Origin of the sequence: Paractinoplanes brasiliensis (assembly GCF_004362215.1) — a bacterium.
GTDB classification, from domain to species: domain Bacteria; phylum Actinomycetota; class Actinomycetes; order Mycobacteriales; family Micromonosporaceae; genus Actinoplanes; species Actinoplanes brasiliensis.
In genome coordinates, this window is record NZ_SNWR01000002.1 from 1,503,988 (window position 1) to 1,527,926 (window position 23,939).

Here is a 23,939-nt window from a genome sequence, read left to right on the forward strand (position 1 = left end):
AACGCACCAAAGGAGAAACACGGACATGCTGACGACCGGCAAGGCGATTCTCGACGTCGCTAACGAGCACAACTTCGCCGTGCCCGCCTTCAACATCAGCGACTGGGCGATGTTCAAGGGCATCGTGGAGATCAGTGAGGAGACGAACGCCCCGCTCATCGTGGCCATCCACCCCGACGAGGTGGCCCACATCGGCCGCGAGATGGTGGCCGGCATCATCGAGCGCGCGCACCGTTCCAGCGTGCCGATCGCGATCCACTGGGACCACGGCGCCACCTATCAGCAGGCCCTGCAGGCGATCCAGTACGGCTTCACCTCGGTGATGATCGACGCGTCGATGAAGCCGTTCGACGAGAACCTGGCGATCACCCGCAAGGTCACCGAGTCCGCGCACATCCTGGGCGTCTCGGTCGAGGGCGAGCTCGGCACGATCGGCGGCAACGACACGTACGCCGAGGGCGGCTCGGACACCATCATCTACACCGACCCCGACGACGCGGTCACCTACGTCGAGCAGACCGGCGTCGACAGCCTGGCCATCGCGATCGGCACCTTCCACGGCATGTACCCGGCGAACATGAAGCCGGAGCTCAAGCTCGACCTGCTCAAGGAGATCAAGGGCCGGGTCGGCATCCCGCTGGTGCTGCACGGCGGCTCCGGCAACCCAGACGACGAGATCCGCGAGGCCGCGCGCACCGGCATCAACAAGATCAACATCTCGACCGACATCAAGGTCGCCTACCACAACAAGATGCGCGAGGTGCTTGGCAACGACCCCAAGACCCGCGAGCCCAACGCCATCCAGCCCGCCTGCATCGCGGCCATGAACGAGGTCGCCGCGCAGAAGATCGAGCTGTTCGGCGCCGCCGGCAAGGCCTCGCTGTACTGACATGAGCGATGCGTCCCGTGTGCTCCTGGGCCTCGGCGGCTGTGTGGACTTCGAGCTCAAGCTCACCGCCGTCGTCCTCGAGGAGCTGATCACCTCGTACGGCGTCCGTGCCGCCGAACTCACGTCGCCGCCCGCCGTCGTGCGCGGCGAACGGGACCTGGTCGTGTCGATCCTGGGCTACGTGGCCCGGGGCGGGGGCGGCGAGCACTTCGTCGCCTCGGCCCCGGCCCTGGCCGCCTTCGCCGCGCGTTTTCCCCACCGTACGACCCTCGGCGGCACCTCGGTGCGCGCCGGGTTGCTGCTGCACCGGCTCGGCATCCCGTCCACGCTGCACCTGGTGACCGTCAACGACGACTTCCGCCGGTTGCTGCCCACCGGCACCGAATGGTTCTCGTCGGGCGCGGAGGACACCTTCTATCCGCACCTGATCGTCCAGTTCGACCAGGGGCTGCACGTCGAGGCGGGCGACATCGCCGTCACCGCCCCGTTCCCGAACCGGCTGATCTACGTCAACGACCCGCCCAACGACACCATGCTGCTCACCGGCGACCTGGGCGAGCGGCTGTCCCGGGCCGAGGTCTTCCTGATCTCCGGGTTCAACGCGATGCGCGACGCCGTGCTGCTCGACGAGCGCCTTCGGGACCTCCGTACGCACATGACCCGGTTGCCGCCGTCGGCGATCACCTACTTCGAGGACGCGGCGTACCATGAGCCCGCGTTCAGCGCCCGGGTCCGTGACGCGCTGCTCGACCGGATCGACGTGTACGGGCTGAACGAGGACGAGCTGCAGTCCTACCTCGGGCGTACGGTCGATCTGCTCTCCCCGGCGGACGTGGCCGCGGCCGTCGCCGAGGTGCGCGCGTTGATCCCGGCTCCGGCCCTCGTGCTGCACACCAAGTACTGGGCCGGCGTGTTCGGCCCGCGCGCCCACGACTACGCCGGAGCGGTCGACGCCGGCATCGTGATGGCAGCGACGCGTTACGTGCACGGCGACAGCTTCACCGGCGAGGACGTCGAGCACATCCGGCGGCGTCCCCGGCGGCCGGCGAGCTTCGCCGCGGAGCTGGAACAGCTGATGGACGGCCCGGCACGGGTGATTCCCGGGTTCGTTCTCGACGTCGCCACCCCGACCACGGTCGGTCTCGGGGACACTTTCGTCGGCGGCTTCCTCTCCGCCATCGCTGGAAAGGCCCACCGTTGACTGTCATCGCCCTGCCCGCGAACCAGCCCGAGACGTTCTACCGCGGCGCCGGGCGGATCGCCGCGTTCCGCAACGTGCCGGCGATCGCCGACCGCCCCGAGGACTGGGTGGGTTCGACCACCGACCGGTTCGGCCTCGCCCCGTCGGGCCAGTCGAGCCTGCCCGACGGCGGGCTGCTGGCCGAGGCGATCGCCGCCGACCCGCGGTTCTGGCTGGGTCCCGGCCGCGCCGACACCGGTGTGCTGGTCAAGCTGCTCGACGCCGGTCAGCGCCTGCCGCTGCATGTGCACCCGGATCGCCGATACGCCCATCAGCACCTGAGTTCCCCGTACGGGAAAACGGAGGCGTGGGTGATCGTGGAGGCTCGCCCGGACGCGTACGTGCACCTCGGGTTCGCCCGTGACGTCGAGGCGGGCGAGCTGGCCGCGTGGGTGGCCGGTCAGAGGGCCGGTGACATGCTCGCCGCGACCAACCGCGTGCCGGTCGCCGCCGGTGACGCCCTCCTGTGCCCGGCCGGGCTGCCGCACGCGATCGGCGACGGGATCCTGCTGGTCGAGGTGCAGGAGCCGACCGACTTCTCGGTGCTGCTGGAGTACGAGGGTTTCGGCCTGGCCGACGGGCACCTCGGCCTCGGCTACGACCTGGCCCTGCAGTGCGTCGACCGCAGCGCCTGGTCGCCGGACCGTCTCGCGGGGCTGCGCGGCGGCGGCGACCGGTTGCTGCCCGCCGCGGCCGACGAGTTCTTCACGGCCACCCGGCACACCGGCGGCGACCGTCTGCCGCGCGGCTTCAGCATTCTGGTCACGATCTCGGGCGAGGGCATGATCTCGGGCGAGCACGACGCGGTGCCCACCCGCCGTGGCGACACCCTGCTGGTCCCGTACGCCGCGGGTCCGCTCTACCCGGAGGGCAAGCTCGAGGTGATCCGCCTGTCCGCTTGACCCCCTCTCGTAAGTTCCGTGGTGTTCCGGTATAAAAGGATCTTCACGGACGGGGGACGGACATGCCGAGTGCGCCGGAGGCGGCTGACGGCGCGCTGATCGAGTGCGAGAGCCTGGTCCGCATCTATCAGACCGGGCCGGTCGAGGTGCAGGCTCTGCAGGGCCTCGACCTGGTGGTCGAGCGGGGCGAGATGGTCGCCGTCGTCGGCGCTTCCGGCTCGGGCAAGTCGACCCTGCTGTCGATCCTGGCCGGCACCGACGCCCCCACCGCCGGCCGGGCCCGGGTCGGCCGCTGGGACCTGCTGGCGATGTCGCGGGCCGACCGGGTGCGCTACCGGCGGCACACCGTCGGCTTCGTCCGGCAGCAGACGGCCAGCAACCTGATCTCCTATCTGAGCGCCGAGCAGATGGTCGACCTGCCGATGGCGGTGGCCGGCGTCCCCGCCCGTGAACGCCGCGAGCGCAGCGGGGAACTGCTCGAGGCGCTGGGGGTCGGCGACTGCGCCAAACGCCGGCCCGGCCAGCTCTCCGGTGGGCAGCAGCAGCGGGTCGCCATCGCCGTCGCCATGGCCAACCGGCCACAGGTGCTGCTGGCCGACGAGCCGACCGGCGAGCTCGACACCGCCACCTCGGCCGAGGTGTTCGGCGGGCTGCGCGACGTCAACCGCGACCTCGGCGTCACCGTCGTCGTCGTCACCCACGACCCCGCGGTCAGCGGGCAGGTCGAGCGCACGGTGGCCATCCGCGACGGCCGCACCAGCAGCGAGGTGCTGCGCCGCACGACCACCGCCGACGACGGCGGCACCCATGTCATCGCCGAGGAGTACGCCGTGATGGACCGGGCCGGGCGCATCCAGGTGCCCCGCGACTACCGCGAGGCGCTCGCGCTGACCCGCCGGGTCCGCCTGGCGCTCGAGCCCGACCACATCACGATCAGGCCCGACGCGTGAGCGGCGCCCTGCTCTCGGTCAAGGGCGTCAACCGTACGTTCGGCACGGGCCCGGCCGCCGTGCACGCCCTGCGCGACGTGTCGTTCGACGTCGAGCCGGGGACGATGGTGGCCCTGGTCGGCCGGTCCGGCTCGGGCAAGACCACGCTGCTCAACGTGGTCGGCGGGCTCGACCGGCCCGACTCCGGCTCGGTGGTCGTCGACGGGCTCGACCTCGGCGGCCTCGACGAGGACGGGCTGTCGAAGCTGCGGCGCGAGCGGGTCTCGTACATCTTCCAGACCTTCGGCCTGATCCCGGTGCTGTCGGCGGCCGAGAACGTCGGCGTGCCGCTGCGGCTGGCCCGGGCCGAGCCGGCCGAACGCGAGAAGCGGGTGGCCCTGCTGCTCGACCTGGTCGGGCTGGCCGGCCACGCCGAGCAGCGGCCCGGCGAGCTCTCCGGCGGCCAGCAGCAGCGGGTGGCGATCGCGCGCGCCCTGGCCGCGTCGCCGCGCCTGCTGATCGCCGACGAACCGACCGGCCAGCTCGACGCCGAGACCGGCCTGGCCGTGATGGCGCTGCTGCGCGGAGTGGTCGAGTCCGAGGGCGTCACGGCCGTCGTCGCCACCCACGACCCGGTGATGATGGCGCTGGCCGACCGGGTGATCCGGATCGCCGACGGGCACGTGACGCCGTGACCGGCCCGTGCTGAGTCTCGTCGCCCGCCGGGCCCGCGCCCAGTGGCCGCTGCTGACAGCGTTGCTGGCCACCCTGGTCATCGGCACCACGTTGCTGGGCACGAGCACGCTTCTGATCACCCGGACCTCGGAACGCTCGGTCGAGGTCACCGCCTCCCGCGCCGAGCCGGACGACGTCGCCGTCACCGCGTACGTGGCCGGGATCGGCGCGGCCGACGCACGGTCCGTCGCCGCCGACACCCGCTCGGTGCTGACCTCGGCCGTCGCGCCGTTCACCGCCACGACAGTGACCCGGGCGTCGTCGGTCATGCGGAGGCTGCCGGTGGGCGGCGAGGCGGGCGGGGGTTACCTGGCCGCCATCGAGGACTTGCCGAACCGGGCGGTGCTGGTCGCCGGGAGCTGGCCGCGCTCTTCGGGCGCCGGGGGGCCGATGGAGGCAGCCGTCCTGCAGAGCACAGCCCGGCTTCTCGGGGTCGAAGTCGGTGACCGCGTACGCCTCGGGGCGGAGCTGGGCCGTTCACCGCGACCGGCCGTCGACGTCCGGGTGGTCGCCGTGGTCCGTCCCCGGCAGGACGCGGGCTGGGACCGTGATCCCCTCGGCGGCGCGGGCTACGACCCCGACCCGCCCGAGAACACGTCGGCCCGTCCCGTACGGGCGTACGGGCCCTTCCTCATCGACCTCGATCAGCTGCTCGCCGGCGGGTCCGCGCTGGGTCGGCTCGAGGTCGCCGCCCGGCCCGACCTGTCCGAGCCCACCAGCCGCGGACTCGACGAGCTGACCGCCTCGCTGTTGCGGGCCGACCGCAAGCTCGCCGGCACCCTGGGCGACCGCATCGAGGTCGAACGGGTGGCGTCCCCGCTGCCCCAGCTGCTGATCGACGCGCGCCGGCAGCAGGAGCTCACCTCGGGTGCGGTCCTCGCCCTGGCGCTGATCGGGTTGCTGCTGACGGCGATCGCGCTCGCCCTGGCCGGCCGCCTGACGACGGGGGTCCGTACGGGGGAATCGGATCTGCTCGGCACGCTGGGCGCCAGTCGCCGGCAGTTCACCGCCGTGGCCGCGCTCGAGGCCGGCGGCATAGCCGTCATCGCGGTGGCTCTCGCCGCGCCGGCCTCCGCACTGCTCTTCTCCGCCCTGACCCACCTGCCTCCGCTGGCGGCGGCGGGGTTGACGGCCGCGGTCACCGTGACCGGCGCCCAGGTGCTCGTGGTGGCCGGCGCGGCCCTGGCCCTGGCCGCGCTGCACGTCCTGCTGGCCGCGGCCCGGCCCGCCACCGTGTCCCGCGACCGCCGCGAAGTGCTCGCCCGCTCCGGCCTCGACCTGCTGCTGCTGGGCCTGGCGGCGGTCGGCTGGTGGCAGCTGCGGTCCCAGCCCGCCGGGGAGGGCTATCGCGCCGACGCCGTACGGGTCCTCGCCCCCGCCCTGATCCTGGCGGCGGGCGCCGCGGTAACGCTGCGGGCGCTGCCGCCCCTGCTGCGCGTCGCCGAACGCCTGGCCGGACGGGCTCGGGGGTTCGCCTGGTCGATGGCCGCCTCCGGAGCCGCCCGCCGCCCTCAGGCCATGGCCGCCGGCCTGCTCATCTGCCTGGGTTGTGCCGCCGCCACCTTCGGCACGGCGTTCGGGTCGACCTGGCACACCTCCCAGCGCGACCAGGCCGACCTGTCCGTCGGCACCGATCTGGCCCTGACCCTGTCCACCGTGCCCACCACCGGGCAGAGCGCCGTGGTACGCGACGCCGCCGGCGGCACGGTCACCCCGGTCGCCCGGCAGAACATCGTGGTCGGCCAGTGGCTCGGCGGTCCCGGCTCGGTGCCGCAACTGGTCGCCCTGGACACCCGCTCGGCCGGAGCTGTGCTGCGCGGCCGGGGACCGGACTGGGACGAGGTGACCAAACCCCTGCAGCCCCCGGCGCCGGTGGCCGGTGTTCCCCTGCCCCGCAACGCGGCCCCGACGGTGAGCGGAACCGCCACCGGCGACAAGCCCGTGCTGGTGACTCCCCAGCTCCTGCTCCAGGACGACAGCGGCTTGCGGACAGGCTGCGCCGCGGACCCGATCCTGCTGGACGGCCGCCGGCACGCGGTGACCGGGTGCGCCACGGTCGACGGGCTGCGGCTGATCGGTGTCGCGCTGCCGATCACCGGCGAGACGGAGGTGCAGCACATCAGCGCCATCGACGTCACCATGACCCTGCCCGGCGGCGGCCCGGCCGGCCCGCCGTGGACAGTACGCTCGGCCTCCCCCGAGGCGCGGCAGCTCAGCGGCGAAAAGGTCAGCTTCGACGGGCGGCGGCTGCGGCTGACCGCCGCGGTGAGCTTCTCCGATGCCGCGGCCGCGAGCCGGGTGCTTGTCGCGACGGCGTTCCCCGACCCGGGACCGGTGCCGGTGGTCGTGTCGGAACAGCTGGCCTCGGCGATCGGCGCGAGCGCCGGGTCGGAGCTCACGTTCGCCGTCGACCAGACCGCCGTGCACGCCGTGGTCAGCAGCGTCGTGCCGCAGGTGCCGTCCGCGCCCGGATCGGCGGCGGTGCTGGCCGATGTGGACTGGCTCAGCCGCACCCTGGCCGTGCGGGGAAACGTGAACTCCCCGGTGACCGCCTGGTGGGCCGGCGACCCCGCCCCGGACGCCGCCGCGCGGATGGGCGAGCTGCGGCTGGGCACGGCCACGACCCGCGACGGCGAGGCCGAGCGGCTGACCGGAAGCCCGCTGCGGTCCTCCTATCCGGCGATGCTGCGCGTGCTGGTCGCGGCCGCGGTCGTGCTGCTGCTGGGTGGGGTGCTGCTGCACGTCGTGTGCGACCTGCAGGCCCGGGCGGTGGAAGTGGCCCGGCTGCGCGGCCTGGGCGTCTCCCGGCGGGGCATCCGGTCGGCGTTGATCGGTGAACATGCGGCGATCTTGGTGCCGCTGCTCGTGGCCGGGTCGGGGATCGGGGCGCTGGCGACCTACCTGGTCGCGCCGTTGCTGATCCGGTCCGAGACGGGGGCGGCGGCCGTTCCGCCGGCCACGGCCGCCTGGCCGTGGGCGGCCGAGGGGCTGCTGCTGGCCGGACTGGTTGCCGCGTGCGCGGTGACGGTGAGCGCGGTCGTCTTCGTCCAGGCCCGCCGGGCCGACGCGGCGCACCTGCGGGTGGCGTCATGACCCGCCGACGCCCGCACACCGACGCTGAGCAGCAACAGCCCTCACGGCCGGAGCCTGGAGGGCGCCGGCGGCTGGTGCTGCACTGGCCCAGCATCCGAGGGCGGGCCCGCGCCGACGCGGGCCCGCTGTTGCTGGTCGCGGCCGTCGTCGCGGCCGTCGCGCTGCTGGCCGGTGCCACCCCGCCGCTGATCCGCTCGACGTCCGACGACGCCACCCGCGAGGCGGTCCGCCGCGCGGCCGACGACGCCGCCGTACGGGTGGAGGCGGAGTGGCCCGACGACTACGGGCCGAACGGTGGCCGGGCGCGCAGCCCGGGGCTGGCTGCCGACATCGCCGACGTCGCCGGCCGGGCCGAGTTCCAGCTGGACCCGGGTCTGCGCTCGGCCCTGCGCCCGCCGGTCACCACCGTCTCCAGCATCTCGCTGATGATCACCGACGGCAGTGTCCAGCGCCGCCTGCAGCTGGAGTACCTGACCAACGCCACCGGCGAGCCGGCCGTCACCTGGGTCTCCGGCCGCGCACCCGGCCCGTCGGCCGCCGACGAGTTCGTGGAGATCCCGCTCAACGGCGGCCCCTGGCCGATGCAGGTCGGCCTGTCCGAGGCCGGCGCGGCGGCGCTCGGCGTGAAGCCCGGCGACCGCATCCCGGTGCAGGACGAAAGACGCAACCCGTACGACGTACGGGTGTCCGGGGTGTTCCGCCCCGTCGACGCGAACGACCCCGCCTGGGGTCCGGCGCCGTGGGTGCTCAACCCCTCGGCGAACCGCGACGGCTTCGGCACCACCCGCATCGGCGCGCTGCTCACGGCCGAGTCGGTGCCCGACCTCCGGCTCGCCTTCCGCACCGACCAGCTGCGTCGCGTGGTCCGCTTCGACGTCGACCCGGACACGCTCACGTGGGAGTCCGCCCAGGCCCTGGCCGCCTCGGTCGGCACGCTCAAAGGCAGTTCGGCGGTGTCGGCCGAACGCGACCAGTCGCTCAAGTGGGCCACCCAGCTCGACAGCGTGCTCAGCGACCTGCGCGACCAGGTCGCCACGGCCACGGCCCAGGCCTCCGTGCTGCTCATCGCCGTGCTGGCGGGGGCCCTGCTGGTGATCGCCCTGGCCGCCGACCTGCTGACCCGCCGCCGTGCCACCGCCCTGGCCACGGCCCGCCGCCGCGGCGCCTCCCTGCCCGGCCTGGCCGCCGAGCTGGTCGTCGAATCGGCCGCCGTGGCCGTTCCCGCCGCCCTGCTCGGGCTGGCGCTGTCCTTCGCCCTGGCCGGCGGCGCCTCCCTGACCTGGGTCCTCCCGTTCGTGGTGATCGCGGTCGCCGCCGGCCCGGCCTTCGGCACGCTCACCGCCGCGCGGGCCACCCGGGACCGTCGCGCCCCCGCCAACCGCAGCGCCCGCCGCTGGATCCGCAACACCCAGCTGATCCGGCGGTTCGCCGTGGACGCCGCTGTGGTGGCCCTCGCCGTCGCGTCGCTCGTCGCTCTTCGGCAGAGGGACATCGGCTCCACCGTCGACCTGCCCGCCGCCGCGCCCACCCTCTGCGCCCTGGCCGTCTCCCTGCTCCTCGTGCGCCTGCTGCCCCTCGCCACCGGCCTGGTGCTGCGGCTGGCCCTGCGCTCCCGCCACCCCCTCGCCCTGTTCGGAGCCGCCCGCGCCGCCGCCACCTCGGCCCGTGTCCTGCCCGCGCTGGCCCTGACCACCGCGCTGGCCCTGAGCGCCTTCGCTGTCACCCTGTACGCCACCACGGACCGCGGCCTGTCCGAAGGCGCCTGGCAGACCACCGGGTCCGACGCCCGGCTGAGCCTGACCTCCGACTCGTCCAGCCACGCCACCGACGTGGTCTCCCGGACGGCGGCCGCCCCCGGCGTACGCCACGCGGTCGCGGCCCGGGTCAGCGAGAGCGCCCGCTTCATCGCCGACAACACCGCCGTCCCGGCCCGCCTGATCGTCGTGGACACCCAGGCCTTCCGGCAGTTGCTGGCCGACACCCCCCTTCCCCCGCTGCCCGCGACCTCGCTGACCGGCGGCGACGGCCGTGTGCCCGCGCTGGTCCGTACGGCCGACGGCAGCCTCTCCCCCGGCGTGGACTTCCGGCTCCCGATCGTCACCAACCAGGCGGTCGAGCTGACCGCGGTCGGCACCGCCCCCGTTCTGGGCGTCGGCGACGACGTGGTCGTGGTCGACACCTCGGCCGCCACTGCCGCCGGTCTGCCCGCTGAGCCCAACACCATCTGGGCCACCGGCCCCGGTGCCGCCAACGCGCTCAAGGCCGCTGCCTCGGGAGGCCGGGTCGTCGCCCGCACCGACCTGCTCAAGGAGCGCCGCACGGCCCCGCTGACCTCCAGCCTGGCCGCCCTGAGCCTGCTGACCGCGGCGATCCTGCTGGTGCTGGGCCTGCTCGGTTACGCGCTGGCCGCCGCCGCGAGCGCCCCCGGACGCTGGGAGACCCTGGCCCGCCTGCGCACGCTGGGCCTGCGCCCCCGCGACACCCACCGCGTGGCCGCCGGCGAGCTGCTCCCACCTGCCGTGGTCGCCGCCCTCTGCGCCCCCCTGCTGGGCGCCTTGCTGGCATGGTCGGCGCTCGGCCCGCTGGCGCTGCGGCTGCTCACCGCCCAGGCCACCGACCCCGCAGTGGTGACGCCGTGGTGGCAGCTGACAGCCGCCACCGTCGCGGCGCTGCTGCTGACCCTGATCGCCATCATCACGGCCGAGGTCGTGACCCGCCGCCGGCGGCGCCTGAGCGAGACCCTCCGAGTCGGCGACTCCTGACCGGGCGCGACCACACGGCGCTTGAGCGAACCCTCCGAGTCGGCGAACTCCTGACCGGGCGTGGCGGCTGCTGCCCCGCCGGTTGCTTCCCCCGCCGGTTGCTTCCCCGCCGGCGTCTGCTCCGGCGCCGCCGTGGGGCCAGCTCCGGCGAAGGGCCAGCTCCGGCGTAGGGCTAGCTCCGGCGTAGGGCTAGCTCCGGCGTAGGGCTAGCTCCGGCGTGGGACCAGCTCCGGCGTCGGCGTCAGGCCGGCTTCGGCGTCAGGCCGGCTCCGGCCCCACGCCGGCTTATGCGTGCAGCGCCTTGGCCAGCACCAGTTCCCGGCCCTGCCCGTCCGGGGCCGGATCGCCGAGCTCCCCCGTCTCGGCGAATCCGGCCCGCCGATAGAGCGCGATCGCCTTCTCGTTCCCCGGCATGACCGCCAGCCGCAGCTCCACGGCTCCGCACGCCAGGACGGCCCAGGACTCGATCGCCTCGATCAGCCGGTCACCCACTCCCCGGCCGCGAGCCGCCGGAGCCACCCACATCGAGATCAGCTCCACCTGGCCGTCCCGCCCGGCCGGAACCCCACTGGCCATCCCCACGGGAGCGCCGTCGAGCACCGCCACCACGTTGTGCGACCCCGGAATCGTCAACCGGTCACGCCACCGCAGCTCCTTGTCCCCGTCGCCCCGCCAGTCGCTGAGCCTGCTCCCGAACGCGTAGGGCGCCTCCGCCAACGCGGCCAGCCGCAGTTCCCGCCAGATTCCCCAGTCCTCACCGGACAGCTTCACGATCTCGATCACGCCGCAGACCCTACGACCGGGCTTCCTCGAACGCCTCACCTTTACCGTGCCGTGCCCGATGGGCCGGACCTGCCGGGCAGGCACAGCGGTACGACAGGCGCCGGAACGTCCTCTGACGACGGAAGAGCGAGCGCCCTTCGGGCCGACGAGAACACCCGCGGCGACAACGTGGTGGGAACGCCTGCTTCCGGCGCAGGATCGAGGTGTCCAGACCTTCCCGTCAGGCCGCGTCGACCGTGAACAGCATCGCCTGTTGTGGGGTCAGCAGGGCCGGGGGCAGGCCGAGCTCGGTCAGCAGGCGGCCGGGTAGTGTCACCGATCCCGCGGTCAGCCACGGGGGTGGGGCGTCCTGCACGACGTGCGGCGGGCCGCCCACTTCCAGGGGCCGTACGGTGTAGCGCCGCGAGGGGTCGAGGCCGGGGAAGCGTACGGGGGAAGGGATCGCCGACGAGGGGGCGCTCAACGTCACCAGGGCGTAGAGGGCCGTCCGCTGGTCGGGTGCGACGATGCCGTGCACGAGGCGTGAGGTTCCGTCGGTGCGGACGGTGACACCGCCGTGCAGCAGAGCGCGGCGCTGCTTGTACTCGGTGACCCAGGCGGCGATCAGGGCGCGCTCCGAAGGGGTGGCCGTGGTCAGGTCCCATTCGATGCCGGCGTGCCCGAACAGCGACGTGGCCAGGCGGAACCCCAGAGACCCCGTACGGCCGGTGATGTGCGCGGCCGGGGCGCCGACGTGCGAGCCCAGAAACTCGGGCGGCATGAGCACGCCGGTCCAGCGCTGGATCTGCTGGCGTTCCAGGGCGTCGTTGGTGTCGGAGGTCCAGAAGCGGTCGACGTGGTCGAGGATGCCCAGGTCGATGCGGGCCCCGCCGGACGCGCAGCTCTCGATCTCGACGGCCGGGAAGCGTCGCCGCAGCTCGGCCAGCAACCGGTACAGGGCCGTGGTCTGGCGGTGGGCCGAGCCTTCCTGCAGCAGATCCCGGTTGTGGTCCCACTTCACAAAGGCGATCGGGTACGTGGTGAGCAGCGCGCTCAAGGCGGAGAGCAGATGCTCGTACGCGCCGGGCGCCCCCAGATCGAGCACCTGCTGATGCCGCCAGGTGGCCGCGCCGGGGCCGCCGAGGATCCACTCGGGGTGTTCGCGGGCCAGGTCGGAGTCGGGCGAGACCATCTCCGGTTCGAGCCAGAGCCCGAACTCCATGCCACGTTCGTGCACGACCGAGATCAGCGGGCCCAGCCCGTCGGGCCAGCGCTGCGGGTCGACGGTCCAGTCGCCGAGGGCGCGGCGATCGTCGGTGCGTCCGCGGAACCAGCCGTCGTCGAGCACGAACCGTTCCACTCCCACCGAAGCGGCGGCGTCGGCCAGGGCGGTGAGCCGGGGCAGCGAGTGGTCGAAGTAGACGGCCTCCCAGGTGTTGAGCACGACCGGGCGGGGTTTGGCCGGGGCGCGGCGTGACCGGATCCACGAGTGCAGGCGGCTCGACAGGCCGTCGATGCCGCCGTCCGACCACACGGCGACGGTCCACGGGGTGGTGTAGGAGCCGCCAGGGGTGAGCCGCACCTCCCCGGGGGCCAGCAGCTCGCCCGCGCCCAGCACTGTCGCGCCGAGGGTCTGCCGTTCGGCCCACAGCTGCTTGTCGCCGCTCCACGCCAGATGCACCGCCCACACCTCGCCCGTACGGAACGTGAAACCGGGGGCGCCGAGCATCATCACGTACGGGTCGTCGTGCCCGGGGCGGCCGTGCCGGGTCTCGCGAACCCAGGCGCCGTGCCGCAGCGCCGTCCGCTGGGGTTGGCGCTCGTACGCCCAGAGGCCCGCGAGGTCGAGCGCCTCGGTCGCCCGCGCGGGCACCGGCAGCACGACGTTCAGCGATCCCAGGTCGAGGTCCGTGTCCCCGCCGTTGGCCAGGGTGTGCCGCAGCCGCAGCACGCCCTGCGCGCTCAGCTCGACCTCGGACGTGACCGTCAGCGCGCCGGCCGTGAGCACCAGCAGCACCGAGCCCGGCGACGGCTGCGACACCTCGGACAGCTGCCAGCGCGGACGGCCGGGGGCGCCGGAGTACCCGGGCCGGCCGCTCCAGCCGTCGCCCACGGTCGGCAGGAGCGACAGGTACGGCGGCTCGTCGAGCGAGCTCGGCGGGTTCGCGGGTACGGCCGACGCGGCGTACGCGGAAAGGTCGTCGGGATCGAGATCGCCGAGCGCGGCTCCCCAGTGCAGCACGACGGGAAGCCGCGGGCCGCGGGCGTCCAGCACGAAGCTGGTGCCCGCGGCCTGCAGGTGGATCAACAACGCGTGTTACTCCTTGACCGGGATGGCCTGCGACTTGAGGGTGTCGACGGTCGACTTCTGGGCCGCCGTGAGGGCGTCGCTCAGCGTGCCCTTGCCGGAGACCGCCGCCTTGAAGCCGTCCGAGGCGCTGGTGTACGTCGAGGTCATCGTGGGCCCCCAGGTGAAGTCGGGCGTCACCTGGGTGGACGCCTCGGCGAAGACCTCGTAGATCTTCTGGTCACCATAGAACTCGACCGGGTTGGTCAGGTACGAATACTTGGTTCCGGCGGTGGTGGCCGGGTAGAGCTGGGCCTCCTTGTTGAGCAGCGCGAGCGCCTCCTCGCTGGTGTTGAGCCACAGGGCGAACTGCGCGGCCTCGTACGGGTGCTTGGAGTTCTTGAAGATCGCGGTGGCCGAGCCGCCCCAGTTGCCCGCGACGTTCTCGCCGGCGTTCCACTGCGGCATCGGCGCGACCCGCCACTTGCCCGCAGTCTTCGGCGCGCCGCTCATGATCGAGTTGGCGCCCCACACCGCGGAGACCCAGGTCCAGGCGGAGCTGGAGTTGTAGGCGTTGTCCCACTCGGTGGTCCACGGCGGGACGGTCGAGACGAGCTTCTTGCCGATCAGGTCCTGCCAGTAGCCGGCGACCTTCTTGGTCTTGTCGTCGGTCAGGTTGACCGTCCACTGCCGGCCGTCGTTGGCGAACCAGCGGCCGCCGGCCTGCCAGGCGAAACCCGCGAACTGGTTGATGTCGCTCTGCGAGAAGTTGGTGATGTAGCCGCCGGCCGCCTTCACCTTCACGGCCGCCGCCGCGTACTCCTCCCAGGTCTTGGGGACCGGGATGCCGTTGGACTCGAACAGGTCAGCCCGGTAGAACATCGCCATGGGGCCGGAGTCCTGCGGGATGCCGTAGGCCGACTTCTCGTCGCCGAGGCTGACCTGGTTCCACGTCCACGGGATGAACTGGTCCTTGGCCTTCGCGACGATGTCGCAGGACGCGGCGTCGAACAGGCCGTCCTGCACGCGGAAGCTGGGCAGCGCGTCGTACTCGATGTGCCCGAGGTCGGGGGTGTTGCCGGCCTTGAGCTGGTTGAAGAAGTTCTGGTAGGTGCCGCCGTTGCCGTTCGGGCCGGTCTGCACCTTGACCTGGATGTTCGGGTTCTTGTCGTTCCAGACCTTCACCACGTTCTCGATCCCGGGGATCCAGGTCGTGTAGGTCAGGTTGACCGGGCCGGACGAGGGGGCGCAGGACGCGGCGGACGAGCCGCCGGCCGCTTCGTCGTCGTCGCCGCCGGAGCCGCAGGCGGACAGGGCCAGCGCCGCTATGACTATCGCGCTGAGCAGGGATTTGCGCATGCTGTGTCCTTAATCGGGGGGAAACTTCACTTGACGGCGCCGGCGCCGAGGCCGTTCCGCCAGAACCGCTGGAGCGCCAGAAACGCGATCACCAGAGGGGTGATCGAGAGCAGGGCGCCGACGATCACCAGTCCGCGCAGTTCGGGGATCTGGTTGACCTGGGTGTTCCAGGTGTAGAGGCCGAGCGTGACCGGGAACAGCCGCTCGTCGCTGAGCATGATCAGCGGGAGCAGGAAGTTGTTCCAGACCGCGACGAAGTGGAACAGGAAGATCGTGACCAGGGCCGGGAACATCAGCCGGGTGGCCACCTTGAAGAACGTGCGGACCTCGCCCGAGCCGTCGATGCGGGCCGCATCGAGCAGTTCGTCGGGCACGCCGGCCGTGGCGTAGATCCGGGCCAGGTAGACGCCGAACGGGTTGACCAGGCTGGGCAGGAAGACAGCCCAGAACGTGTTGGTCGCGTCGACCTTGCTGAACAGCAGGAACAGCGGGAGGGCGAGCGCGGTGGCCGGCACCAGCACACCGCTGAGCACCACGTTGAACAGCAGCTCGCGGCCGCGGAACCGGTACTTGGCCAGGGCGTACCCGCACATCGCGGCGAGCACGGTGCCGATCAGGGCCGCGCCGCCGGTGTAGAGGATGCTGTTGAGCAGCCACCGGAGGAAGACCCCGTCCCGGTACTCGAGCAGGTCGCCGATGTTGGCGAAAAGCTCGAAATCGGCGAACCACAGCGGGTTGGTGCTGGTGAACTCGTCGGAGCGCTTGCCGGCGCCGACGAACAGCCACCAGATCGGCGTCAGGAAGTAGAGCGTGCTGACGGCCATGACGAGCATGGCCCCCGTACGGGAGAAGAGGCTCTCCTGGATCTTGCCGGCGGCGCCGCCGGCCGGGGCGGAAGTTGTGACGCTCACTGGACGCCCTTCCGATTGGTGAACCGCAGGAAGACGAAGGAGAGGACGAACGTCGTCAGCGCGAGCACCACCGAGAACGCCGCCGCCAGGTTGAAGTTCGGGATCGACGACGTCGAATAGACCGTCAGGTTCGGTGTGTACGTGCTCGACACCGCCGACGAGAAGCTGCGGAACACCTGCGGCTCGGCCAGCAGCTGCAACGTGCCGATGATCGAGAACACGGTGGTCAGCACGATCGCGGGCATGACCAGCGGGATCTTGATCGACCAGGCGATCCGCCACTGGCCGGCCCCGTCGAGCCGCGCCGCCTCGTACACCTCGGCCGGGATGGCCAGCAGCGCCGAATAGATGATCAGCATGTTGTAGCCGACGTAGACCCAGGTCACCACGTTGGCGATGGCCCAGAGCACGAGGTCGGCCGAGAGGAAGTCGATGGCGCTGGTCACCGGCTTGAGCGGCGACAGGTTGGGCGAGTAGAGGAAGCCCCACATGATCGCGGCGATGACACCCGGGACCGCGTACGGGACGAAGAAGGCCAGCCGGAAGAAGCGGCGTCCCCTGACCAGCCCGGAGTCGAGCAGCAGGGCCAGCAGCAGCGCGAGGCCGAGCATGACGGGGACCTGCACGACGCCGAAGGCCAGCACCCGCCCGATCGACGTCCAGAAGGCGCCGTCGGCGAACACCCGCTCGTACTGGACGAGCCCCCCGAAGACCTCGCGCGCCGGGCCGAACGTGCCGGTGCGCTCGACCTTGTAGAGCGACTGCACGATGGCGTACCCGATCGGCAGCAGATAGAAGAGGGTGAACAGCACGCCGAACGGGACGACGAAGAACGGGACAGCCCGTCCGTGGCGGGCCGCTCGTGCTGGGGCCGACGTCATGCTTCCTCCCGGACGACTCGGACCGCGCCCGCGGGCACGAGCACCGACCCGGTCACGGCTTGGCCGGTCACCAGCTCGGCGCCGGTGATCGGGTGCTCGATGTCCTTGCCGCCGTGGTTGACGACGAAGACGTAGCTGCGCCCGTCGCCGCTGCGGCGGACGATCTCGATGTCGCTGTTCCCGCCCGTTCGGTCGCCGACCGCCTGCCGCAGCACGTCGCGCAGGCCGGCCGGCTCCAGCACGGTGGCGATGTACCAGGACAGCCCGGATCCGTACTGGTTGCGGGTCACGGCGGGCGTGCCGTCTGCGTACGCCTCGACCACCTCGGCCGTCGTGGTGCGCAGCCGCTCGGTCCAGACCGTGGCCCGGCCGCCGCCCGCGAGCGGGACCTCCTGGCCGGGCAGCAGCGGGGCGAACTCCTCGCTGACCACGCCGAGCAGCTCCCGGAACGCGCCGGGGTAGCCGCCGAGGCGTACGCGGTCGTCGCGGTCGACGATGCCGCTGTAGAACGTGATCACGGCCCGGCCGCCGCCCTCGACGTACGCGCTGATCGCGGCCGCCTCGGCGTCGGAGACCATGTGCAGGCAGGGCACGATCACCGCCCGGTACCGGCCCAGGTCGCTGCCCGGGGCGACGATGTCGGCGGTCACGCCCAGCTCGCGCAGCGCCCGGTAGGCGGCGTGCACCTGGTCGAGATAGCGCAGGTCCTGCGAGGGGCGCGCCTCGGTCTCGGTGGCCCACCACGATTCCCAGCTGAAGACGAGCGCGGTGTCGGCCTCGACGGTGGTGCCGGCCACCTCGCCGAGCGAGTCGAGCGCCGCCGACAGGTCCAGCACCTCACGCCAGAGCGCCGACGAGGTGCCCGCGTGCGGCAGCATCGCCGAGTGGAACTTCTCGGCGCCCTGCTCCGAGGCCCGCCACTGGAAGAAGCAGATCGTGTCGGCGCCGCGGGCCACGTGGGTCAGCGAGTTGCGCAGCAGCTGCCCGGGCTCCTTGGCCAGGTTGTAGGGCTGCCAGTTGACCGCGCCGGTGGCCGACTCCATCAGCATCCACGGCCGCCCGCCGGCCAGCCCGCGGGTCAGGTCGGCGGCGAACGACAGCTCGGCCACCGGGTCGCTCAGGCGGTGGTCGAGGTAGTGGTCGTTGGCGATCACGTCCATGTCGGCGGCCCACGACCAGTAGTCCTGGTTGCGGATGTGCGCGGTGACCATGAAGTTCGTGGTGACCGGCCGGTCGGAGTGGCGGCGCAGCACCGCGGCCTCGGCACGGTGGTGTTCGAGCAGCGCGTCCGACGAGAACCGCTGGAAGTCGAGCAGCTGGGCCGGGTTGCGCGTCGACAGGGCCAGGCGCGGGGGTTGCACCTCGTCGAAGTCGCTGTAGCCCTGGCTCCAGAACGCCGTGCCCCAGGCCTTGTTGAGGGCCTCGATCGTGCCGTGCTTGGCGGACAGCCAGGCCCGGAACGCCTCGGCGCTCGCCTCGCAGTAACACAGCGCGTTGTGGCAGCCGAGCTCGTTCGAGACATGCCAGAGGGCGAGCGCGGGGTGGTTGCCGTACCGGGTGGCGACCTGCTCGGCCAGGCGCAACGCGTGCTCGCGAAAGATCGGCGAGCTGGGGCAGAACGCCTGGCGGCCGCCCGGGTACCGGGTGGTGCCGTCGGCGGTGACCGGCAGCACCTGCGGGTGCCGGCGGGTCAGCCACGGCGGCGGCGACGCGGTGCCGGTGCCGAGGTTGAGCTTGATGCCGTTGGCGTGCAGCAGCTCGACGATCTGGTCGAGCGCGGCGAAGTCGTACTCCCGCGGCCGCGGCTCGAGGGCCGACCAGCCGAAGACGTTGATCGCGACGAGGTCGATGCCGGCCTCGCGCATGAGCGCCATGTCCTCGCGCCAGACGCTCGGCGACCACTGTTCGTAGTTGTAGTCGCAGCCCAGCCCGATACCCGCAAGGGGCACGGCAGACGGTGGCAACATCGGCTTCCTCTCATGTGTGCACGTGCACACATTTCGCCGCGCAGAACCGCCGATGACGAATGTGTGAACGGGCACACACTAGGCACGGCCCTGACTACGGGTCAAGAGAGAACGTCGAATCAAGGCGCCGCGCCCGGGCCGTACGATGTTGGCCGTGACCGGGACCAGGAAAGCGCGCCGCGCCACCGTGCATGACGTGGCCGCGGCCGCCGGCGTGTCCCGGGGCACGGTCAACCGGGTGCTCAACGGCGGCTACGTCTCGGTCGACGCCCGCGCCGCCATCGAGGCCGCCATCGCCGAGGTCGGCTACGTGCCCAACCGCGCGGCCAGCCAGCTCGCCCGGCAACGCTCACAGGCCGTCGGCTTCCTCGCCCTCGAGCCGCACTCGTTGCTGCTGGAGGACCCGAACATCGGCGCCATCATGCTCGGCGCCAACGCGGTGCTGTCGCTGGCCGACCACCAGATGGTCAGCCTGGTCATCGACTCCGACCGCGACATGCAGCGGGTCGGGCGCTACCTCAGCGGCGGCTTCGTCGACGGCGCGATCATCGTGTCGGCCCGCTCGCACGACCCGATCACCCGGCTCATCGCCGAGATCGGCCTGCCCGCGACGTTCGTCGGCCACCCGCCCGACCTCGCCCGCGACATCCCGTTCGTGGGGATAGACAACATCGGCTCGGCCCGCGCCATCACCGAGCGGCTGATCGGCACCGGCCGCGAACGGATCGGCATGGTCGCGGCCGCGCTCGACCGTGACTCCGGCGCCGACCGCCTCACCGGCTTCAAGCAAGCGCTGGGCGACAGGTTCGACCCTGCCCTGGTGGCCGACGTCCCGCTCTACGACTACGCGTACGGGGTCAAGGGCATGCGGGCGCTGCTCGACCGGGAACCGGCGCTGGACGGGGTGTTCGCCGCCTCCGACGCGGTGGCCGCCGGCGCGCTCGAGACGCTGCGCGAGGCGGGCCGCCGCGTTCCCGAGGACGTGGGGCTGGTCGGGTTCGACGACAGCTCGTGGGCGCTGCGCACCCAGCCGCCGCTGTCCACAGTGCACCAACCGGCCCGCGACATCGGGCGCCACGCCGCCGAACTGGTGCTGCGCCAGATCGCCGGCGACCCGGTGGAGCCGAGCCTGCTGCTCGACTCCCCCGTGGTCTGGCGTCAGTCGGCCTGAACGGCGGGGAGCTTCGTCAGCGCCGCCTCGACCGCCTCCGACGACAGCTCGTGGTCGACCATGTCACCCGACAGGAATTTCCCGTACGCCGGCAGGTCCAGATGCCCGTGCCCGCAGAGAGCCGTGAGAATCACCTTGGACTCGCCCGTTTCCTTGCACCACAACGCCTCCTCGATGCAGCCCGCCAGCGCGTGAGTCGGCTCGGGCGCCGGGATGATGCCCTCGGAACGGGCGAACAGCACCCCCGCCTCGAAGCATTCGCGCTGCGTCTTGGCGACGGCCTCCATCAGCCCCAGCTCGTAGACGTGCGAGATCAGCGGGGCCATGCCGTGGTAGCGCAGGCCCCCGGCGTGAATGGGATCCGGGATGAAGTCGTGCCCCAGCGTGTGCATCTTCATCAGCGGCGTCATCCCGGCCGTGTCGCCGAAGTCGTACGCGTAGACGCCCTTGGTCAGCGACGGGCAGGACGCGGGCTCGACCGCGCGCACCACCGGCGACATCCGCCCGGCCAGCTTCTCGCGCAGGAACGGGAAGGCGAGCCCGGCGAAGTTGGAGCCGCCGCCGGTGCACCCGACGATGACGTCCGGCGTCGCGCCCACCTTGGCCAGTTGCAGCAGCGCTTCCTCGCCGATCACGGTCTGGTGCAGCAGCACGTGGTTGAGCACGCTGCCGAGCGCGTAGTTGGTGTCAGGGTGCTGCGCGGCGACCTCGACGGCCTCGCTGATCGCGATGCCCAGCGAACCGGGCGACTCCGGATCGTCGGCCAGCACCTTGCGTCCGGCCTCGGTCAGGTCGCTCGGCGACGGATGGATCGTGCCGCCGAACGTCTCGATCATCATTTTCCGGTACGGCTTCTGGTCGTACGACGCCCGCACCTGCCAGATCTCGCAGTCGATGCCGAACTGCGCCGCGGCAAAGGCGAGGGCCGTTCCCCACTGTCCCGCACCGGTCTCGGTGGTGAGCCGCCGGATGCCCGCCGACGCGTTGTAGTACGCCTGCGGCACCGCGGTGTTCGGCTTGTGCGACCCGGCCGGCGACACCCCCTCGTACTTGTAATAGATCTTGGCCGGGGTGCCGAGCGCCCTCTCCAGGCGGCGCGCGCGGAACAGCGGCGACGGGCGCCACAGCCGGTAGACGTCGAGCACCTCCTCGGGGATGGTCACGTACCGCTCGGTCGTCACCTCCTGCTCGATCAGCGCCATCGGGAACAGCGGCGCGAGATCGTCCGGCCCGACCGGCTGCAGCGTGCCCGGATGCAGCACCGGCGGGGGCGGGCTGGGCAGGTCCGGCACGATGTTGTACCAGCTGCGCGGCATCTCCTCTTCGGACAACAGGATCTTGGTGGCGGCGTCGCTCATGGTCCGATCATCGGCCATAGGCTTCCCCGTTCACCACCTTTCGCGGACAATTAGGCTGGTCAGGTGACCACAACCGCATCGGGACAGAACCGGGGGGTGACCGCGGCCCGGTCGGCGCTCACGGCCGTAGCGCGCGATCGGGACGTTCCCGGTGGTTAGGCTCAACCCCATGCTCCGCCCCATAGTGGTCGCACCCATGGCCGGCGGCCCGTCGACACCCGCCCTGGTGAACGCGGCGACGGCTGCCGGGGCGACCGGCTTCCTGGCCGCCGGTTACAAGACGCCGCTGCAGGTCTCGGAGGAGCTGCGGGCCGTGCACGGCTCGTACGGGCTGAACATCTTCGTGCCCGGCCCCCCGCCGCCCTCCGTGGAGGCGGTCCACGACTATCGCGTGCTGCTGCAGGCCGAGGCCGACCGTTACGGGGTTTCACTTCCCCCGCTCCGGCTCGCCGACGACGACCACTTCGCGGCCAAGGTCTCACTGGCCGTCACGTACGGGGTTCCGTTCGTCAGCTTCACTTTCGGGGTGCCGCCGCGGGAGGTGGTGGCCGCCCTGCAGTCTGCCGGCTCCCAGGTCCTGATCACCGTCACGTCGCCGTCCGAGGCCGTCTCGGCCCTCGCCGTCTCCCCCGACGCGCTCATCGTCCAGGGCGGCTCAGCGGGTGGCCACTCCGCCACGCTGACACCGGCCTCCTACTCCGGTGACGTCTCCACCGTCGAGGTCCTCACCGCGGTGAGGCAGGCGATCGAGCCTCTCTCCACCACCACCCCGACCAACACCCCGGCCGCCGGTGTCCCCGCCGCGGATGGCCCGGCCGATGTCCTTACCGCCGGCTCGACCACCGCAGCCCAACCCCTCACGGTCGCCGTAGTCGCCGCCGGGGGCGTCGCGGACCGATCGGACGTCGAACGGCTGCTGGCCGCGGGCGCCACCGCAGTCCAATGCGGCACGGCCTTCCTCCTGGCCGACGAGGCCGGCACCCGCCCGGCCCAGCGCGACTTCATGCTCTCCGCCCGCGCCACCGGAACGGTCGTGACCAGAGCGTTCACCGGCCGGCCGGCCCGCGCCCTGCGCAACCGCTTCACCGACACCTACACCGAGGCCGCCCCCATCGGCTACCCGGCGGTGCACCACCTGACCGCCCCGCTACGGGCCGCCGCCGCCCGAGCCGCCGACCCTGACGGCCTGAACCTGTGGGCCGGCACGGGTTTCCGCTCGGCCCGCCCCGGACCGCTCGCCGACCTGATAGCCCGCCTCCACCCATAAGCCGATCGCCCCCGTACGACCCCCACGGACCCCGTCCGCGACGGCTGATCGCACCGGTCTCCCTCCGCCGTGGCCGGCCCGGCCATTCGGTGTAGCGGGCCCGCGTCGTCGAGCCCACCGACGTGGGGCCGGCCGGGTCAGTACACGTACGGCCACGCCGAGGACGTCCAGCCGAGCAGGTTGATGCCGAGGCAGGCGGCGCCGGAGCTCGTGTAGTAGTGGTAGACCAGCACGTCGGCGTCGGTGTCGCTGAGAACGGCCGGGTGGCCGGGGCCGTGGATGCTGTCGTGACCGGCCAGGATCTCCGTGCCGCCGCCGGCTGTCATGGCCACGCCCGCCTGATCGACGTACGGGCCGGCGATGCTCCTGGACCGGCCGACCATGATCCGGTATGTGCTCGTCGCGCCGCGGCAGCAGAAGTCGAACGAGACGAACAGGTAATAGTAACCGCCGCGCGCGTGGATGAAGGGCGCCTCGACCGACTTGTCGTTCACGACGCGCTCGGCCAGGTTGATCAGCGTGTTGTCGGCGCGCTTGCCGGTGCCCGGGTTCAGTTTGATCAGCTTGATGCCGCTCCAGAAGGACCCGAAACTCAGCCACCACTCCCCCGACGAGGTGACCGTCAGGTTGGGGTCGATGGCGTTCCAGTTGCTCGACGTCGTGCTCTCGATCACCAGGCCCTGGTTGGTCCACGAGCCCGCCGCGCCCGTGGTGCTGGTGGCCAGGAAGATCGCCGACCTGCTGGAGCCGAACGACGAGGCCGAGTAGTACATGACGTAACGGCCGTTGCGGTGTGAGATGTCCGGCGCCCACAGGTTGGTGTCGCCGTTGGTGTACGGGTTGGCCCACGGTGTGCCGTTCGGGAAGGCACGCCCGGCGTCGGCGAACGCCGTACGGTCGTTCGACGTCTTGAGCGTGATCCCGGCGCCGGTCGTCGCCATCAGGTAGCCGCCGCTGGGGCGTTTCACGATCGTCGGGTCGTGGGCCCCGGTCGAGCCGGTGACTGTGCCCGGGTTGGGGTAGGTGGCGGCGTTCGCCGGGGAAACCCCGCGAACGGCGGCGGTGGCGGCCAGCAAGACAGTCACGCCCGTCAGGAGAAATTTACGCATACCTATATGTTGCCGACGGGTCGGCAAAGGTTGCCCGGCCGGGCGGTCCTACGGGGTGGCGAAAACCAGCGAAGAGGTTCACGATGTGCGGCAACTACCTTCCCCCTGACCCCGTGGGCCGCCTCGATCCCCCGTTAGAGGCGGCCCACGGCAGCCCCCCACTCCGGATCACGCCGACCGCAGGAGTTCCTGGGCGACCTCTCACTCCGGATCTCCGGCGACCACAGAGGATCCCGGCGACCCTCTCACTCGCGGATCGTCTTGCGCGCCACCCATCGCCCGGCGACCTCGAAGGCGAAGCGGCCCGGCGCGTTGAA

Annotated in this window: 17 protein-coding genes; 9 read left to right on the plus strand and 8 right to left on the minus strand. The window is 72.1% G+C overall.

What is annotated here, in order from left to right; all coding sequences use genetic code 11:
• Window positions 1–25 precede the first annotated feature (25 nt).
• The 7 genes from C8E87_RS38890 to C8E87_RS38920 all read left to right on the plus strand — a co-directional run bounded on the left by C8E87_RS38890 (window position 26) and on the right by C8E87_RS38920 (window position 10,550).
• Window positions 26–889, plus strand: a complete 864-nt coding sequence (locus C8E87_RS38890) for a ketose-bisphosphate aldolase (protein ID WP_133878357.1) — start codon at window positions 26–28, stop codon at window positions 887–889.
• Window position 890: 1 nt separating this feature from the next.
• Entirely contained in the window at window positions 891–2,090 is a 1,200-nt protein-coding gene (locus C8E87_RS38895) for an ADP-dependent glucokinase/phosphofructokinase (RefSeq protein ID WP_133878358.1), read from the plus strand.
• Entirely contained in the window at window positions 2,087–3,031 is a 945-nt protein-coding gene (locus tag C8E87_RS38900; protein ID WP_133878359.1) for a class I mannose-6-phosphate isomerase, read from the plus strand. Before C8E87_RS38895 ends, C8E87_RS38900 begins: the two co-directional genes overlap by 4 nt.
• 62 nt (window positions 3,032–3,093) lie before the next feature.
• On the plus strand, window positions 3,094–3,981 hold the full coding sequence (locus tag C8E87_RS38905; protein WP_133878360.1) for an ABC transporter ATP-binding protein: 888 nt from the start codon (window positions 3,094–3,096) through the stop codon (window positions 3,979–3,981).
• The gene (locus C8E87_RS38910; RefSeq protein ID WP_133878361.1) at window positions 3,978–4,655 is read left to right on the plus strand and encodes an ABC transporter ATP-binding protein; all 678 of its coding nucleotides are present in this window, start codon (window positions 3,978–3,980) and stop codon (window positions 4,653–4,655) included. The genes C8E87_RS38905 and C8E87_RS38910 overlap by 4 nt, the downstream gene beginning before the upstream one ends.
• Before the next feature lie 7 nt (window positions 4,656–4,662).
• Window positions 4,663–7,788, plus strand: coding sequence for an FtsX-like permease family protein (locus C8E87_RS38915; protein WP_133878362.1), 3,126 nt, complete (start codon window positions 4,663–4,665; stop codon window positions 7,786–7,788).
• A complete protein-coding gene (locus C8E87_RS38920; protein ID WP_133878363.1) occupies window positions 7,785–10,550 on the plus strand; it encodes an ABC transporter permease in 2,766 nt (921 codons plus the stop codon). Before C8E87_RS38915 ends, C8E87_RS38920 begins: the two co-directional genes overlap by 4 nt.
• A 285-nt stretch (window positions 10,551–10,835) precedes the next feature.
• Here the strand turns inward: C8E87_RS38920 and C8E87_RS38925 are convergent, their stop codons facing one another.
• From C8E87_RS38925 to C8E87_RS38950, 6 genes are all read right to left on the minus strand, one after another.
• Window positions 10,836–11,333 carry a GNAT family N-acetyltransferase gene (locus tag C8E87_RS38925; RefSeq protein WP_133878364.1) on the minus strand — a complete coding sequence of 166 codons (498 nt, stop codon included), beginning with the start codon at window positions 11,331–11,333 and terminating at the stop codon, window positions 10,836–10,838.
• Window positions 11,334–11,553: 220 nt separating this feature from the next.
• Window positions 11,554–13,623: an alpha-galactosidase gene (locus C8E87_RS38930; protein ID WP_203720546.1), complete on the minus strand. Its 2,070-nt coding sequence runs from the start codon at window positions 13,621–13,623 to the stop codon at window positions 11,554–11,556.
• A 6-nt stretch (window positions 13,624–13,629) separates the two neighbouring features.
• Entirely contained in the window at window positions 13,630–14,958 is a 1,329-nt protein-coding gene (locus C8E87_RS38935; protein ID WP_133878365.1) for an ABC transporter substrate-binding protein, read from the minus strand.
• Between the two features lie 26 nt (window positions 14,959–14,984).
• Window positions 14,985–15,869 carry a carbohydrate ABC transporter permease gene (locus tag C8E87_RS38940; RefSeq protein WP_307870642.1) on the minus strand — a complete coding sequence of 295 codons (885 nt, stop codon included), beginning with the start codon at window positions 15,867–15,869 and terminating at the stop codon, window positions 14,985–14,987.
• A complete protein-coding gene (locus tag C8E87_RS38945; RefSeq protein ID WP_133878366.1) occupies window positions 15,866–16,750 on the minus strand; it encodes a carbohydrate ABC transporter permease in 885 nt (294 codons plus the stop codon). Before C8E87_RS38945 ends, C8E87_RS38940 begins: the two co-directional genes overlap by 4 nt.
• Window positions 16,747–18,699, minus strand: coding sequence for a beta-galactosidase (locus tag C8E87_RS38950; protein ID WP_239080073.1), 1,953 nt, complete (start codon window positions 18,697–18,699; stop codon window positions 16,747–16,749). Before C8E87_RS38950 ends, C8E87_RS38945 begins: the two co-directional genes overlap by 4 nt.
• A gap of 172 nt (window positions 18,700–18,871) precedes the next feature.
• Here C8E87_RS38950 and C8E87_RS38955 point away from each other — a divergent pair, with 172 nt between their 5' ends.
• Window positions 18,872–19,888 carry a LacI family DNA-binding transcriptional regulator gene (locus tag C8E87_RS38955; RefSeq protein ID WP_239080072.1) on the plus strand — a complete coding sequence of 339 codons (1,017 nt, stop codon included), beginning with the start codon at window positions 18,872–18,874 and terminating at the stop codon, window positions 19,886–19,888.
• Here the strand turns inward: C8E87_RS38955 and C8E87_RS38960 are convergent.
• On the minus strand, window positions 19,876–21,246 hold the full coding sequence (locus C8E87_RS38960) for a TrpB-like pyridoxal phosphate-dependent enzyme (protein ID WP_133878369.1): 1,371 nt from the start codon (window positions 21,244–21,246) through the stop codon (window positions 19,876–19,878). The genes C8E87_RS38955 and C8E87_RS38960 overlap by 13 nt on opposite strands.
• A gap of 169 nt (window positions 21,247–21,415) precedes the next feature.
• Between C8E87_RS38960 and C8E87_RS38965 the strand changes: the two genes are divergently transcribed.
• Complete coding sequence (locus C8E87_RS38965) at window positions 21,416–22,513, plus strand: nitronate monooxygenase (RefSeq protein WP_133878370.1); 1,098 nt, start codon at window positions 21,416–21,418, stop codon at window positions 22,511–22,513.
• Window positions 22,514–22,650: 137 nt separating this feature from the next.
• Here the strand turns inward: C8E87_RS38965 and C8E87_RS38970 are convergent, their stop codons facing one another.
• Window positions 22,651–23,598: an arabinan endo-1,5-alpha-L-arabinosidase gene (locus C8E87_RS38970; RefSeq protein ID WP_239080071.1), complete on the minus strand. Its 948-nt coding sequence runs from the start codon at window positions 23,596–23,598 to the stop codon at window positions 22,651–22,653.
• Between the last annotated feature and the right edge of the window lie 341 nt (window positions 23,599–23,939).